Source organism: Billgrantia campisalis, from assembly GCF_022341425.1.
Taxonomy (GTDB): Bacteria; Pseudomonadota; Gammaproteobacteria; order Pseudomonadales; family Halomonadaceae; genus Halomonas; species Halomonas campisalis.
In genome coordinates, this window is sequence record NZ_JABFUC010000009.1 from 152,718 (window position 1) to 165,868 (window position 13,151).

Below are 13,151 nucleotides of genomic sequence, written 5' to 3' on the forward strand. Positions count from 1 at the left end.
CCCTAACGCATGCAACAATGCCACTAATGATCACTACAGGTAGCACCTGGGGCTTCTAACCACTCCATGGTTAGCCCACCATGCGCTCCGCAACTCTACCAAGTTCTTCTGCGGATAAACCTTCTCCATGCCACCCCTTAGCGAATTTCACACTTTGGGATCGGGGGAGCTTTTCTTTGGCGAGATCTTTAATACGAACTCGAGAAGGTAACGATGCTCCTTCACCAACGAAAATTGCTTCCTGCTGTGCCAAGTTGGGTAACGTACGAACCATCCCTGCTAGGCCATCGGGCAGAAAACGCGCAACATGTTGTTGATCTGAATGGTTGGTCAATCGAAGCACTAGCCAAGTACCGCATTGGGAGATAACGGTACTCTCAATATCAGCTGGTCGTTGACTCACCAACATCAATCCAAGGCCATACTTCCTGCCTTCTCTGGCAACTCTACGTACCGCTGTTTGAGCTGAGGCGTATTGGGCCTCCCCTCGGTCCGGCACATATCGATGAGCCTCTTCACAAACGAGCAAGATCGGATCTTTTTCTCGCTCATCTGCCGTTTGATAAAGCTTGTATTGGAATAGCAGCCTTGCCAACATCGCTGTTAGTGGACCGGCAACCTCGTTAGGTAAGCCAGAAATATCCAATATCTTGATCTTATTATCATCTGCTTGACCACTTCCTGGCTGCCCGACTAGCTGATTGATAACTGAAGATAAGGATGGCGACTCCAGGTCCCAGTTACCCATTAAGAAATGAATCCTCGGGTCTCTGCGCAGCACCGAAAGCTTATCTAAGAGTGATTTGAATTTTTGATTGAATTCAGAATCAGCAACCTTATTTACCTGACTGCCCTGAACCCTTCCTGCTTGTAAGTATCTAATATGACGCTCAAACTCTACAAGACAAAATGGTCGAGGCTTGTCTCGATCAAATTCCAATAGTTTTGCTTCATCCACACCATCTACTGGCTGTGACTCATCATGTGAGCGGCCGCCTTCGGGCGCAGGGCTTCCATAATCATCAGGTGCTGGTATTGCAAGACCTGCGGCAACCATTCGGGCATGGGTGACTGCCTTATAGATAATGTTGTTCTGGGAGGTGGCTTCCTGTTCCGTCTTACCGATAACGAGGTGCCTGAACTCATCTGCGCTCATCAACCAGTAAGGTAACTTGATGGGAGCTCCTTCAACACCCTCTGATCCAATCGGATCATAGGCTCGATAGACAACAGCTTGCTCCTCGAATCCGGCGCCATATTCACCGTGGGGATCAATGATAATGATGTTTGGCTTAAGAGAGTCTTCCCCATTAGCTTTGTGCTCCAATACACTATGTAGCAGTGCAGCCACGGCACCCGACTTACCTGAACCCGTCGAGCCTAGAACCGCACAGTGCATGCCAAACATCTTGTCAATATTTGCTCGGCAGGGGGCAGCTTCTGTGCCCACGTAGTGACCGAATGGGACTAGCGGATTATTTCCATCATCAGGCCTATCACCTTCTGCGGATTGGAATAGCCCCGTTGCCTCTTCTCGGGTCAGCAGATATGCACCTTGCTGAGGTAAAGGGTAAGTAGAAACACCACGGGAGAAATTTAATCTTCCCTTTGGCATATCCCAGACACCTTCAGCGAATAGCTCTACTTCCATTATCCGCTGATCAGAATCCGGTGGTACTGCTGTACCATGCTCAATCAAATCTTCTGACCGCATACGCAGCAAGGTAACAAAGCCAAATATAAGCTTACGTCCAAAATGAATTTTTACAATGCTACCTATCTGGCCGATGGGGTAAATACGCCCATCATAACTACGAGTCAACTCAGAAACTTCACCGCTTAGCTCAACACGTATCGAAGTCCCAGCGACTTCAACGATATTTCCGATTCGCAGCGCTTCAACTGGTTTGAAATCCGTCATTTCGCAGCACCTCCAGGTCCGTTTTCGAGAAGATTGGTTACACCTGCGAAAGTCCACCAGCTTCGTTCAGATCCCTCTTCTGGTTGACAAATAGGCCCAATTTTGCCGTTGTAAAGCCCCTTCTGTGTCATCACAAATACACGTTTTCCCCAGCGCTCTTTTAGCCAGATGTCCAGCGCTTCAGGTAGTCCTCTATCTGTTTCCATCACAAAGGCAAGAATTGTTGTATCGTTTCCCGGGCTTTCCATAGAGAGTTCAATTTCATGATTGATATGCTCATCTCCAAAGCTATACCCGCATATTGCAAAAACGTTGCCTCCATTGTTGCTAAGACTCCGGCGTAATAGGTCAAACTGAGCCGAAAACGGATCTCGCTGAGTTGCAACATACTTTGTAGCTTGAGGGTAGATCATCACCCGCTTGGCATTTCCGGGATATTTGTCTCCGAGGCGGACTCTTATAAGATACCCATCATCATCAAGGTGCCAATCGATTGAGCCATGAAGCTTCATAACGTGAGCGTCATATCTTTGTGAAAATCCGGGTTCATCAGCACCATATCGGTGGCTTCTATAGGCTATAGCCCCTCCGGAAAAACCATCCCAACACGTGTGTCGCTCTAATGCGAGCGAGTCTTCCAGCAGCGTGTCATAATTAGTGGTGAAGAAACGCACAGGTGGGCGCCGATTTTCCATTCCAGATCGGCGTGTGCCCAGTAGTGCCCTTACAAACTTACGATGTGGCTCAATATCTACTATCGAATTAAGAGGGTTGCCAACTTCTCCCGTCTCAGTTTCTCTGTCATACTTGTATCCCCAGTGGATAGCATGCGTTATATGATTGAGCACCTCTGCATGCGCCTTCATCATACTTTCCAGGTCGTAAGTTTCTCCATCAATGGTTACTGTTTTACTCTTTGCCCTCTCTGCTAAGGCGTAGTAGTCACCTAAGTGACTGAGCAAATGCTCAATGTGAGCGCTTTCAATTAAATCGTTCCAGATCGCTGAAATAAGAGGTTCACTATCAGAGCCTTCAAGCCTCTCTAAGACAAAGTTCGTCAGAGGCCCCATCAACGGCAGCCCTGCATCTAGGCTTGCGCCTGCTCCAAGTAACCAGACTTGATTTGGCCTGCTCAAAAATGCGTCGAGCTGTTCGAGATATGAGTCTTCTTCCAAATGTTCCATTAGCTGGTACCAAATATTTTTAATTAAGAGGCCTATTAATCAGTTGCTATATATCTTGTGCCACTAAGCCTTTCCACTAATAAACCAGCCTCAAGACGTTCTCCATGAAGTGGACAACATAAACATGCCATGACCGCTTTGGGTCGAAACCGGCCCTTCGTTGCACACCCCACCAACTGCCGATAACAAGCTGCCTTCATCGGACCACAGGAATCTCCGCCGGTCGCGAGCTAAAGCTATCTCCTACAATCGTCAATGCGAACAATTGTGGTTTTCCGGGTCGATTCCGACACTTCGCTCGATAAATCGGCCTCCAGAAAAAACCATCGCGATGGCCGGCTTTCCGTCCCCAGTTTCCACACACCCTGCTCCTTCTTCCTGTTGGCCGGCACAATACTACCCACCCTAGCTCATTAGACTTTGCTGCGCCATTGGATCAAGTGGGGGCGGTAATCACAAAACTGTCATGGCTGCGCGCCAGCATGGGGGAATTGCCCTCGGAGAGCCGCGCAGTATGCCTCGGCGCCCGCACACATCGCTTAGCGACGCCGAAGTGGAGTCCCTGACCCGCCTGGCCCGCGGCAATGCCCTGGCCAAGCGGGGGCCCGCCTACGCGGCGGGCTGGCATGAGGATGCCAGGGCCGCCGAGCTGGCCGAGCTCTATCGCTACCAGCTCGCTTGCGCCCACGCCGGTTAGCCGCAAGCCTCGCGGCACCCCCGCTTACCGACGCGTCGCGGTCATCGCCTCTTCATCGCTTCGTCACACCATCGACCCGGCGCTGTCATCCATGGGCGTCAGAGTGATCTTCGTGATGATCTTCGTTACCGTGCTCGCCTGGGAGTGGATTTCCGCCCGGGTACACCACGCCGTGACCTGAGGCCCCATATGCGCTTTCCCGACGCCGACGTGACCACCCTCGACCTGATCCGCCATGGCGAGGTGGATAATCATGGGGGCCGGTCTACCTGGAGCAGGCGATTCTCTTCCGCGCCTATCGGCGCATCCCTCATCGACTGTGGGTCATCATGACACTCTGGATTGCAACCCTTCTCGGCGCCGTGCAAGGCATCTTCATGTTTCTGCCTGTCAGCTCTACCGCTCATCTCGTGCTAACGCAGCACTGGCTGATCGGACAGGGGCATCTCCTCCCGGCCCCGGAGAGTGCCGAGATGATCCTCTTCGACCTGGTGGTCCATGTCGGCACCCTGGTGTCCATCGCCATCGTCTTCTGGTCCAGCCTGACCCGCCTGAGCGGCGGCATCGCTCGCCAGAGCCTGCAGTGGGCCTCACGGCAGGGCACCCTGAGACCTGAGCTGCTCTATCTGCGTCTGACGCTGCTCTGCGCCCTCTCGGTGCTAGCCACCGCCGCGGTGGGACTGCTGCTCAAGACCACCTTCGAGCGTGTCTTCGCCCTCCCCCTGCTGGTGGTCGGCACCCTGACGGTGACCGGGCTTCTGCTGTGGTGGACCGATACCCTCGGCGCTCGCCCCCGTGGCCTGCGTCAAATCACTCCTCGCAACGCCTTGGTCATCGGTGCCGCGCAGGGGCTCGCCTTGGTGCCGGGCTTCAGTCGCAGCGGCTTGACCATCTCCGCCGCCCTGCTGAGCGGCCTGAAACGACGCTGGGCCGCCGAATACAGCTTCTTCCTGGCGATTCCCACCATCCTCGCCGCCACCGCCGTGCAAGCCATCGAAGTCGCCCGCAACGGCGGGCTCAGCGAGCTCGACTATGGCGTGATGTTGACCGCTTTCGTGGTGGCCGCCGCCATCGGCACCCTGGCCCTGCGCCTGGTGCTCTACTTCCTCTACCGCGCCCGCATGAAGGTATTCTCGTTCTATCTCTGGGCCCTGGCTGCCGCCGTGCTGCTGGGCGTGATCAACCTCGGCTAACGGTGTGGCCCCGGGCGCAAGCCGCCGCGCGGCGTGGATCGGGCGCTGGGCCCTTCAGGCGGCCTGGGACGCGACATCGCTGCGCACGCAGTTCAGCAGGCAGAAGACCGCCAGGGCGCCGGTCAGCATGGGCAGCAGGAAGCCCACCGCGTAGCTGCCGGTGAGCCAGACGATCAGGCTGAACAGCGCCGGGCCCACCAGCACCCCCATGTAGGTGAGCACCAGCACGGCGGCGGTGGCCTCGCCCACCTCGCCGGGCTGGCAGCGCCGCGCCACCTCACCCAGGTAGACCCCGTTCCAGCCCACCGCCGTGGCGCCGGCCATCACCATCAGGGTAAGGGTCACCCAAGTGGGCACCAGGGTGCCGAGCACGGCCAGCAGGAAGAAGATCGCCGCGATGACGCCGGCCAGGCCGAACAGCACCGGCAGGCTGCCCCCCAGGCGGTCGGCCAGGGCGCCCCAGGCCAGGCGGCCCGATACCCCGGCCACGTGGACCAGCGAGACGATCGCCCCTGCCATCACCAGGCTCAGCAGCAGCTCCTCGACCATGTAGGCCACCGCGAAGCTGAGCAGCGAGAGCTGGGCCGCGGAGAGGCAGAAGCCGGTGGCGCCCAGCCAGCGCATGGCGCGGTAGCGGCGCAGCACGCCCAGGCTGCCGCCGCGCTGCATGCGCACGCTGGCATCCCGGCTGGCATCCCAGCGCCCGCGATGCGGCTGGAGCAGCAGCAGGGTGGCGAGACAGGCCGCGCCCACCGCCAGGAAGGCGGCCTGCCAGTTCCACAGGGCGGCCAAGGGTGGGGCCAGCAGGCCGGCCAGCACCCCGCCCAGGGGCACGCCGGTCTGCTTGATGGAGTAGACGAGGTTGCGCCGCTCGGGCGGCGTGAAGCGGGACAGCAACTCCGCCGCCGCCGGGCTGGTGATGCCGTAGGCGAGGCCCAGCATCAGGGTGGTGGCGAGCAGCGCCAAGGGCGTACCGATCAGCGCCAGGGCGCAGCCCCCCATCACCAGCGCCATGGCCAGCTGGCTGGCCCGGCAGCCGCCCAGGCGGCGCGCCAGCACCGCCGACTGCAGCGAAGTCAGCATCGCCACCCCGTAGAGCAGGCTGACCTGCAGCCCGACCCAGCCGGTCGGCACGCCGAAGGCCGCCGCCACCTGGGGCGCCAGGGTCGGCACCAGCAGCATGCCGCCGCTGCACAGCACCTGCACCCAGGTGGTGGCCACCAGAACCCGCCAGCCCCCTCCACGGGAGGGCGATGACGATGCGGTGTGAGGCGAGGCAGGCATGGCAGGTTCCGGTGGCGACAGCGAAACCGTTAGCCTACACACAATTCTTGCATCGCCGCCAGCGCCGTTGGCGAAGGCAGCCTTCGTCATTCCCGCAGGGCAACGCGCCCGTTACCAGGGCAGCGGTTCACCGTTGCTGTGCCAGAAGGTGCCGGTGGTAGACAGCGTCAGCGCCGCGATGCGCTCGGCGATGCCCGCGGCGGCCTCTTCCGGGGTGATCAGCCCGCCGAAGTTGACCATGCGGGTCTGCACGTAGCCGGGGTGCAGCTGGATCACGGCGATGCCGCGGGGCGCCAGGTCCACGGCCAGCGATTTGCCGAAGGCGTTGAGCGCCGCCTTGGAGGCGCGGTAGCCGTAGCGGCCGCCGGAGTCGTTGTCGGCGATGGAGCCCATGCGGCTGGTGATATTGGCCACCTTGCCGCCCTCGCCCAGGTTGTCGAGCAGCGCCTCGGTGACCCGCAGCGGCGCATAGGCGTTGACCTCCATCTGTTCGCGGATCGAGTCGAAGTCGATCTCACCCAGGAGTTCGTCGCGCAGCAGGCCGGCGTTGTTGATCAGTAGGTCCAGGCGCTGTCCCTCGAGCTCCTCGGCCAGGCGGACGACGTCCTCGGCACGGGTCACGTCGACCCCTTCGATCAGCCGCGCGGCGACCTCGGCCAGCTCGTGGGAGGCCTCGCGACAGACGCCGATCACCTGCCAGCCTTCAGCGTGATAGTGGCGGGCCAGCGCCAGGCCGACGCCGCGGTTGGCGCCGGTGATCAGTACGGTGGAAGTCATGGCGGTTCCTTGTTGAGGATCGGTCGATGAATGCTCACCCCAGGAGATGGGGCGGCGAAGCCGGGACTTCAAGCGGCCCGTTAGTCCCGTGAAGCGGCCTGGCGGCGCAGGGGCGAACGCCGGCCGTAGGTCCCCCAGCGCCACAGCCACTCCACCGGCCCCATGCGAAAGCGGCGAAACCAGGCCGGCGCCAGGCCCAGCAGCAGCGCCCACACCAGCACCACGACCGCGAGCTGCTCGACCCGGTCGAGTCGCCCGAATAGCCCCAGGCCGTGGCCGTAGAAGAGCGCGGTGCACAGCAGGCTGGTCAGCAGGTAGCCGCTGAGCGCGCCCTGCCCCAGCCAGCGCAGCCGGCCCATCAGCCCCGGGCAGGTTCCGCGCTTGAGCAGCCAGATCAGCGCACAGACCCAGGCCGTGGCCACCAGTGGCGTGGCCAGGTGGTTGAACAGCCCGCCGAGGTAGAGCGAGGTACGCATCTCCCAGCCGGTGGCGTGGTGAAAGAGCTGGCCCGCTGCGGCCAGGGGCAGGCCCAGGCCAGCCCCGAGCAGCGCCGTTCGCCGGTAGCGTGCCGCCGACCAGGCGCCGGTCAGCAGGCCGCTGCGGTAGGCGGCCATGCCGGCCAGCATCATCGCCAGGATACGCCAGCCCTCCTCCAGCGGGACCACCAGCAGCTGCATCTGCAACGCGTCGGGCACCCGCTGCGCCATCTGCGCCCGCCAACTGCCGCGATAGGCGCCCTGCTCGGCGGCCAGCTGCTCGGCGGAGGGCTGCCAGACACTGGCCACCAGGTCCCGGTAGCCGGCCTCGGGCATGGCATGCATCAGCCATGTCATCAGCAGCCCCCACAGCACTGGAACGGCGTACAGCCACGCCGCCGCCCGCAGCAGCCGGGGCGTCGACCAGCGGCGAAAAACGAAGGCCAGCAGGCCGACCAGTGCCAGGGTAAAGAGGATATCGCCGAACCAGATCAGATAGGCGTGGGCCAGCCCGATCAGCGCCAGCAGGGCCATGCGACGCCGGTGACGCCGCCAGGGGGCGACACCGGCGGCCTCGGCGCGCTCGGCCATCAGCACCACACCGGCACCGAACAGCGCCGAGAAGATCGCCAGGAACTTGGAGGCGAAGGCCACCTGGCCGAGGCTCCAGACCCACCACTCGGCCAGGCCGATGGGGCCTGCATAGGTAGGGTTCACGTAGGCGGCGGTCACCATGGCGAACGCCTGGATATTCATCACCAGGATGCCGAGGATCGCCGCGCCCCGCAGCACGTCGAGGCTGTCGATTCGCTGGCGACACGCCCCTTTGCCGTCACGCCCCGTGATAGCCGTCCTCTTCGGGGTCCTCGTGGGCGCCCTTGGGCAGCTCGCCAGCCCAGGCCATGGCGGCGGCATGCTCGCGCTTGGGGAAGGTGCGAATCTCCACGACCTTGAACAGCCGCTCCTCCAGGTGGGCGATGTGCTTGATCCACTCCTTGTCGGTGATCACGGCGGCGCGGTAGTAGTGCCCGAGATCCCCGAGCTGGGTCAGCCCGTAGCCAATATCCTTGAGCAGGGCGGTCAGCGTCATCCAGCGCATGTCATCGAACTCGACCACCATGCTGATTCGGGGGTGCTCCTTCTTGGCCGCCTCGATGGCATCGATCGCGCTCTGTAGCTCCCGTGCCGTCACGACGCCTCCCGCCTTCATCGCCACGACATGCGCCGCCGGGTGAGAAATGAATTCCAACATGGACGTTCTCCTTGGATCAGGGAAGCAACAAGGCACCGCGCTTGCCTTCAGCTTAGCCCGTTGCGGCCTTCGGCTGGAAGCGCATCAGCCGTCAGGCGAGATGACCAGGCCAATGAAGCGCCACGCGGGTGACGCACCGCGCTGGGGGTCTGCTACCTTGAAAAGCGGGTGGACACCCAACTGGAGGCAACAACGTGACCCTGACGCCCTCGACCATGCCCGAGCTCGGCAGCCCCATACCGGGTTTTCGGCTGCCCGACCCCCGCGGCGGGGAGGTGGCCAGCGAGCAGTATCAAGGACAGCCGCTGCTGGTGGTGTTTCTCTGCAACCACTGCCCCTTCGTCAAGCACATCGCCGATGCGTTCGCCGCGTTCGCTCGGGAGTATCAGTCCAAGGGGCTGGCGGTGGTCGCCATCAACAGCAACGACTACCGGTCCCAGCCCGACGACAGCCCGGAGCGGATGATCGAGGAGGCACAGCGGCGCGGCTACTCCTTTCCCTATCTGATCGACGAGAGCCAGGAGGTGGCGCGCGCCTTCCAGGCCGCCTGCACTCCCGACTTCTTCCTCTACGACCGCGACCACCGGCTGGCCTACCGGGGCCAGTTCGATGCCAGCCGCCCGAGCAAGGAGACTCCCGTTACCGGGGAGGACCTGCGCGCCGCCGCCGACGCCGTACTCGCCGGAAAGCCGCCGAGCGAGCGGCAGATGCCCTCGATGGGCTGCAACATCAAGTGGAAGTGAACCGAGGCAGACCGGGGAGCGGATGACAAGCCAGCGCCCAGCAGCGACAATGGCCGCCCTTTGTTGCCACGGGCCGAGCCGGCATGCCGCAGACGCTGACCCTCCTTCATCAGGACGACCACCTGGTCGCCGTGCACAAGCCGGCGGGGCTGCTGGTGCACCGCACCGCCCTGGCCCGCGGCGAGCGCGAGTTCCTGCTGCAGCGGCTACGCGACCGACTCGGCCAGCGGGTCTATCCGGTGCATCGCCTGGACCGCCCCACCTCCGGGGTAATGGTCTTCGCGCTGTCGCCCGAGGTGGCCACCACCCTCGCCGCGGCCTTCACCGAACGCCGGGTGGAGAAGCGCTACCTGGCAGTGGTGCGCGGCATCGGCCCCGAGGGCGAGCGGCTCGACTACCCGTTGCGCGAGGAGGACGGCCGCCTCCCCAAGGCGCAGATGCCGGCCATGGAGGCGCTGACCGAGGTGAAGCGCCTGGATAGCGTGGAGCTGCCGGTGCAGGTGGACCGCTACCCACAGAGCCGCTACTCGCTGATGGAGGCACGCCCGCTGACCGGTCGCCGCCACCAGATCCGCCGTCACCTGTCGCGGCGCGGCTATCCGATCATCGGCGACGCCAAGCACGGCAAGGGCAACCACAACCGCTTCTTCGCCGAGCGGCTCGGCTGCCCTCGCCTGCTGCTGGCCGCGGTGGAGCTGACGTTCGACCATCCCGTGGAGGCACATCGCCTGGCGCTGAGCTGCGCGCCGGACGCTTCCATGCGGGCGCTGTTAGAGCGCTTCGGCTGGGCCGGCCACCTGCCGGTCGACGGCGTGCGTCGCCTTGCCCCTTCATCCCCAACCCCTGCCTGACCGGGAGACCCAACCGCTGCCATGACCGCCCCCTCGACCCCCAGTGCCGCCATCCCCACGGACGACTACGCCCTGCGCTTCGGCGGCATCCGCCGGCTCTACGGCCGGCGCGCCGTGGCGCGCTTCCGCGAGGCCCATGTGGTGGTGGTCGGCGTGGGCGGCGTAGGCAGCTGGGCGGTGGAGGCCCTGGCCCGCTCGGGCATCGGCCGGCTCACGCTGATCGATCTGGACGACGTCTGCGTTTCCAACGTCAATCGCCAGCTGCACGCCCTGGACGGCACCGTCGGCCGCCCCAAGGTCGAGGTGCTGGCCGAGCGCTGCCGGGCCATCCAGCCGGGCATCGAGGTGGTGGCGGATACCGCCTTCGTCACCCCCGCCAACCTGGCCGAGCGGATTCCCGACGACGCCGACCACATGCTGGACGCCATCGACAGCGTGGTGGCCAAAGCGGCGCTGATCGCCTGGTGCAAGCGACGCAAGCTGGCGATTACCGTCACCGGCGCCGCCGGCGGCCAGACCGACCCCACCCGCATCCGGGTGGCCGACCTGGCGCGCACCGAGCACGACCCGCTGCTGGCCAAGGTGCGCTCTCGTCTGCGCCGCGATTTCGGCTTCTCGCGCAATCCCAAGCGGCGCTTCTCGGTGGAGTGCGTCTACTCTGACGAACAGCTGGTCTATCCCGGCAGCGACGGCGAGGTGTGTTTCACCAAGCCCGGCAGCGGCGAGTCGACGCGGCTGGACTGCGCCTCGGGCTTCGGAGCCGCCACCTTCGTCACCGGCAGCTTCGGCTTCGTCGCCGCCTCGCGGGTCCTCACCCGGTTGGCCAAGCGAGCCATCGCGACGCCATAGCGCCCCGAACTTCCTCGGTAGGAAAGCCCAAGTCATCACCCCCGAACCGCGCCGGTCACGTCGAACGCCGGCCCCCACCCCTGGAGCCCCCCATGACACGTCCCCGTCCCGTCCCCGGCATCTACTGCCACTACAAGGGCAACCGCTACGAGGTGCTCGGCGTCGCCCACCACAGCGAGAACGAAGAGCCGATGGTGGTCTACCGCGCGCTCTATGGCGACTACGGCCTGTGGGTGAGGCCGCTTGCGATGTTCACCGAACTGGTCGAGGTGCAGGGCGAACCGGTGCCCCGCTTCGAGCTGGAGAAGGCTTTTCACTGACGCAGGAATGGGCCCAGCCAGCAGGGAGGCGGGAGCCAGACGCACCACCGGCGCCTCAGGGGCGCCGGTGGAGTGGGCTGACAGGGTTGCGGCCAGGAAGGTTACTCGTCGCCGGCTTCCTGCATCTGCTTGAGCAGGTAGTTCTCGATGCCGACCTTGTCGATCAGGCCGAGCTCGGTCTCGATGTGATCGATATGCTCTTCCTCGTCGGCGAGGATATGACGGAAGAGGTCGCGGCTGACGTAGTCCTTGACCTGCTCGCAGTAGGCGATGGCGTCGATATAGTCCTGGCGGCCCTCGTGCTCGATCTTGAGATCGCTCTCGAGCATCTCGCGCACGTTCTCGCCAATATAAAGCTTGCCGAGATCCTGCAGATTGGGCACGCCTTCGAGGAACAGAATCCGCTCGATCAGCTTGTCGGCGTGATTCATCTCATCGATGGATTCGTCGTACTCCCACTTGGCCAGCGCCTTGAGGCCCCAGTCCTTGTACATCTTGGCGTGCAGGAAATACTGGTTGATGGCGACCAGTTCGTTGCCGAGCGCCTTATTGAGATGTTCGATGACCTTGGCATCGCCTTTCATTGCACTTCTCCCTACTGCGTCGTCAGGTGTCAGGGTCTTGCAGGGGTTCAGCACTTACGGTGGCTGAATCTATCCTGACAGTATTGGGCAATATCGGAGAAAAGTCCAATAGCGACAAGGGGTTGGAGAAAGCGCAACTAGAATGATAAGGATTGACGTCCCACCGGGAGAGCGGGCCGCCGCCGAGCCGGGGGCTGGCTCAGACGGCGTAGGCCAGATCGCTGGCCGAGGCGCTCAGCTCGCTCACCACGGCCTCGCGGGTGATCGCCTTGCCCGCACCGGCGCACTTGCCGCACTGGGTACCGCAGCCGGTCTCTCCCTGCACATCGCGCCAGCTGCGCGCACCGTTCTCGACGGCCTCGCGGATCCGGTGGTCAGTCACACCCTTGCAGAGACATACGTACATCGCCATCGCCCTCGCTGTTCATTGCTGAGTTAAATGTAAACGATTCGCATAGCCTATCGCAAGTATGACTTGCCTCGATTTGTGATCCCGGTCAGTTTTCCCTCCGGCTGCCGCTCAACGCCGCGACTTGGGCAGCACCACCACCCGGGTGCCGGAGGCGATATCGGGCCAGCTGCGCCGCTCGCCGTCGATCAGAACCCACAGGTAGCCCAGCCCGAAGGCGGCCAGGGAGACCCAGGCCACCAGGAAGCGCACCAGGCTCTGGGCCAGGGTGATCGAATAGCCGTCGCGGGTCTGCACCCGCAGGCGCCAGGCCTGCATGCCCAGGGTCATGCCGCCGCGGGTCCAGGAGACGGCGAAGAAGGCGAAGGCGCCGGCCACCAGCAGCAGCTGGAGCGTTAGCCGCTGCAGGCTGCCGGCACCCACCTCCTCCGCCGAGAGGCCCAGCAGCTGGCGCAGCACGCCCAGGTGCAGCGTCGCGAGCAGGATCCAGATCGCGGCGACCAGGAAGGCATCGTAGAGCATGGCCCCCAGCCGCCGTCCCAGGCCGGCGGGCCACACATCGTCGAGTTGGGTGAAGCGTCGTTGCATAGTGTCAGTGCCTTATTTACCGC

Annotated in this window: 15 protein-coding genes; 6 read left to right on the forward strand and 9 right to left on the reverse strand. The window is 62.8% G+C overall.

The genetic code is table 11. The features are described 5' to 3' along the window. Positions 1-70 precede the first annotated feature (70 nt). Both HOP52_RS12555 and HOP52_RS12560 read right to left on the reverse strand, forming a co-directional pair. Positions 71-1,921 (reverse strand): ATP-binding protein, encoded by a 1,851-nt coding sequence (locus HOP52_RS12555; protein WP_238977732.1) that lies wholly within the window; start codon positions 1,919-1,921, stop codon positions 71-73. Continuing rightward, entirely contained in the window at positions 1,918-3,105 is a 1,188-nt protein-coding gene (locus HOP52_RS12560; protein WP_238977733.1) for an SIR2 family protein, read from the reverse strand. Before HOP52_RS12560 ends, HOP52_RS12555 begins: the two co-directional genes overlap by 4 nt. Positions 3,106-3,619: 514 nt before the next feature. On the opposite strand from HOP52_RS12560, the gene HOP52_RS12565 reads away from it, so the two are divergent. Together HOP52_RS12565 and HOP52_RS12570 are read left to right on the forward strand one after the other, a co-directional pair. After that, complete coding sequence (locus HOP52_RS12565; protein ID WP_238977734.1) at positions 3,620-3,802, forward strand: hypothetical protein; 183 nt, start codon at positions 3,620-3,622, stop codon at positions 3,800-3,802. Positions 3,803-4,131: 329 nt separating this feature from the next. Next, complete coding sequence (locus HOP52_RS12570) at positions 4,132-4,995, forward strand: undecaprenyl-diphosphate phosphatase (protein ID WP_275298187.1); 864 nt, start codon at positions 4,132-4,134, stop codon at positions 4,993-4,995. Positions 4,996-5,049: 54 nt separating this feature from the next. Here the strand turns inward: HOP52_RS12570 and HOP52_RS12575 are convergent, their stop codons facing one another. The 4 genes from HOP52_RS12575 to HOP52_RS12590 form a co-directional block, all read right to left on the reverse strand. Beyond that, on the reverse strand, positions 5,050-6,279 hold the full coding sequence (locus HOP52_RS12575; RefSeq protein ID WP_238977735.1) for an MFS transporter: 1,230 nt from the start codon (positions 6,277-6,279) through the stop codon (positions 5,050-5,052). 111 nt (positions 6,280-6,390) lie between these two features. After that, complete coding sequence (locus HOP52_RS12580) at positions 6,391-7,056, reverse strand: SDR family oxidoreductase (protein ID WP_238977736.1); 666 nt, start codon at positions 7,054-7,056, stop codon at positions 6,391-6,393. A gap of 80 nt (positions 7,057-7,136) precedes the next feature. After that, the gene (locus HOP52_RS12585; RefSeq protein ID WP_238977737.1) at positions 7,137-8,324 is read right to left on the reverse strand and encodes a DUF418 domain-containing protein; all 1,188 of its coding nucleotides are present in this window, start codon (positions 8,322-8,324) and stop codon (positions 7,137-7,139) included. Between the two features lie 40 nt (positions 8,325-8,364). After that, positions 8,365-8,784, reverse strand: coding sequence for a SpoIIAA family protein (locus HOP52_RS12590; RefSeq protein WP_238977738.1), 420 nt, complete (start codon positions 8,782-8,784; stop codon positions 8,365-8,367). A gap of 194 nt (positions 8,785-8,978) precedes the next feature. Between HOP52_RS12590 and HOP52_RS12595 the strand changes: the two genes are divergently transcribed. The 4 genes from HOP52_RS12595 (at position 8,979) to HOP52_RS12610 (ending at position 11,547) form a co-directional block, all read left to right on the forward strand. Beyond that, positions 8,979-9,527, forward strand: a complete 549-nt coding sequence (locus tag HOP52_RS12595; RefSeq protein ID WP_238977739.1) for a thioredoxin family protein — start codon at positions 8,979-8,981, stop codon at positions 9,525-9,527. A gap of 83 nt (positions 9,528-9,610) precedes the next feature. Further along, a complete protein-coding gene (locus tag HOP52_RS12600) occupies positions 9,611-10,378 on the forward strand; it encodes a pseudouridine synthase (RefSeq protein WP_238977740.1) in 768 nt (255 codons plus the stop codon). A 21-nt stretch (positions 10,379-10,399) separates the two neighbouring features. After that, positions 10,400-11,227 (forward strand): tRNA cyclic N6-threonylcarbamoyladenosine(37) synthase TcdA, encoded by an 828-nt coding sequence (gene tcdA / locus HOP52_RS12605; RefSeq protein WP_238977741.1) that lies wholly within the window; start codon positions 10,400-10,402, stop codon positions 11,225-11,227. Positions 11,228-11,319: 92 nt separating this feature from the next. Then, positions 11,320-11,547 (forward strand): DUF1653 domain-containing protein, encoded by a 228-nt coding sequence (locus tag HOP52_RS12610; RefSeq protein WP_238977742.1) that lies wholly within the window; start codon positions 11,320-11,322, stop codon positions 11,545-11,547. Between the two features lie 101 nt (positions 11,548-11,648). Here the strand turns inward: HOP52_RS12610 and bfr are convergent, their stop codons facing one another. The 3 genes from bfr to HOP52_RS12625 all read right to left on the reverse strand — a co-directional run bounded on the left by bfr (position 11,649) and on the right by HOP52_RS12625 (position 13,128). Next, positions 11,649-12,131 (reverse strand): bacterioferritin, encoded by a 483-nt coding sequence (gene bfr / locus HOP52_RS12615; RefSeq protein ID WP_238977743.1) that lies wholly within the window; start codon positions 12,129-12,131, stop codon positions 11,649-11,651. Positions 12,132-12,330: 199 nt separating this feature from the next. After that, positions 12,331-12,537 carry a (2Fe-2S)-binding protein gene (locus HOP52_RS12620; RefSeq protein ID WP_238977779.1) on the reverse strand — a complete coding sequence of 69 codons (207 nt, stop codon included), beginning with the start codon at positions 12,535-12,537 and terminating at the stop codon, positions 12,331-12,333. A gap of 114 nt (positions 12,538-12,651) precedes the next feature. Then, entirely contained in the window at positions 12,652-13,128 is a 477-nt protein-coding gene (locus HOP52_RS12625; RefSeq protein ID WP_238977744.1) for an RDD family protein, read from the reverse strand. Between the last annotated feature and the right edge of the window lie 23 nt (positions 13,129-13,151).